Source organism: Aerococcus sp. L_32, assembly GCF_050689315.1.
In genome coordinates this window covers 1-1,601 of sequence record NZ_JBOEQF010000437.1, presented here as the reverse complement: position 1 = coordinate 1,601, position 1,601 = coordinate 1, and the positions used below count along the sequence as shown (strand labels likewise).

Sequence of the window (1,601 nt, the reverse complement as noted above, 5' to 3'; positions counted from 1 at the left end):
TTAAATCATAGATACCGTAAGGGATTTTATTCTTTACTTAAAACTTTGCAACAGAACCTTTTTCTCTATATTGTTAATAATAAGTCTTTTAGAAAGTGTAATTAGGAATAAAAAATAGGCTGGGACAAAAGCCTATTTATTGCTTATAGCTTATTTTTATTCTTTAAAAAGTAATGATCGATCTTTCGGATAGGTTGGGAACTGATTCATTGGAATTTCCCAATCCTGCTCCGGAATCGAGAACTCATTCTTATTGACTAAATGATCCGAGAATACTCGCATACTATGTAAAGTGATCCATTCTCCCGCACAACGGTGCATTTCTCTGAATTTTCCTCCACCTTGAGCAATCATTTCATATTCTTCTTCATAAGATAAATCTTTTGCACGCCCTAGATAGCGACGGATTTCAAACTTTTCTGGGTCATTTACAGTTCGTTCATCATGATTCGTACCATAAAGGTCTAAAACTGTCCAAGTGTCTTTAGGAATATGGTAACCATTGATTTCAACATCATCAATTGCGATTGCTGGTAGCATTGGGAAGAAAGGATAGTATCGACGCATCTCTTGAATGAAAGGATCTTGTAAGTTTTTAAAGTCAGCTTTCAATTCATCATATACACCGTCCTTAGCAAATAAAGCATGTCCCATCAATGCCATCCAGACAGTTAAAGCGACTGTTGGACGAATAATGTTCAGTAATTCAACTGCCGCAACTTCTAATGGCAATAATTCTCCCTCTAAATCTGTCGCTTGAGCGAAAGTATATAAAGCTAAATGTTCTTTGCCTGGAACAGGATTTTCGCGAGCTTCTTTAATTAACTCTTGTGCCCACTCTTCCGAATCATTTCGATCAGAAATTGCTTTAATATGATCGGTTGGTGAGGTAATTGCTCCACTGATCATAGAAATTTGTTTCTCAGCTAAATCTTTAATCTCATTTTCACTTAAACGATCCAAGTTAATCCCAGACCATTCTGCAACGGCTTCAAACAACACTAGATTCGCTAACTCAAATAATTCAAACTTTCCGTGTTGTGCCTCCATTTTTTCTGTTAGGTGTCTGTCTAAGATTTCAGCGTACTCATCCATCCGTTCTGGGACCATTAAGTCCATAAAATAATTCTTTCGATGATGATGAGCTTCTCCATCTAAGGTTTGAACGCCATCTTCTCCAAACAAGGTTTTCAATACAGGTTTAGGCATTGCCCCTTCACGTTTAAACTTTGTTGGATCATAGAATTTCTTAGCAGCTTCTTCACCATATATCGTAATTATTTCTTTAGTTAAAAATTTTGCTTTTGCCACCGGAGCATCGACATCTTCACGAATCACCGATAAAAGATTATAACCGTGATCAAATAAATCTTTCGCCTCGGTCAGTTTAATCTTTGTTTCTGGTACTTCCTTCATTGTACATTCTCCTTTTTCTTTTCTGATAAATTAAGTGTAAGACTCATGAGGGTCTCTTTCAAGCAAAAGCTTCGTGAAAAGAATGTGAAAATACGATGAATCCGCTTTCTAAATGAGGCTGGGACAAAAGCCTTAAAAAATGAAAAAGCGCTGCAGGAGACACCAGTCTTAGAATACCAAGCTGA

The 1,601-nt window shown here is 36.7% G+C and carries 1 protein-coding gene; it reads right to left on the bottom strand.

The window, feature by feature from the left end; genetic code table 11:
* Positions 1-156: 156 nt before the first annotated feature.
* A complete protein-coding gene (locus ACRCJ0_RS13715) occupies positions 157-1,416 on the bottom strand; it encodes a cytochrome P450 (protein WP_417894351.1) in 1,260 nt (419 codons plus the stop codon).
* Between the last annotated feature and the right edge of the window lie 185 nt (positions 1,417-1,601).

Bases quoted from the DNA above. Each gene is read 5' to 3' on its own strand.
- ACRCJ0_RS13715 (WP_417894351.1), bottom strand. From the start codon at position 1,416: ATGAAGGAAGTACCAGAAACAAAGATTAAACTGACCGAGGCGAAAGAT.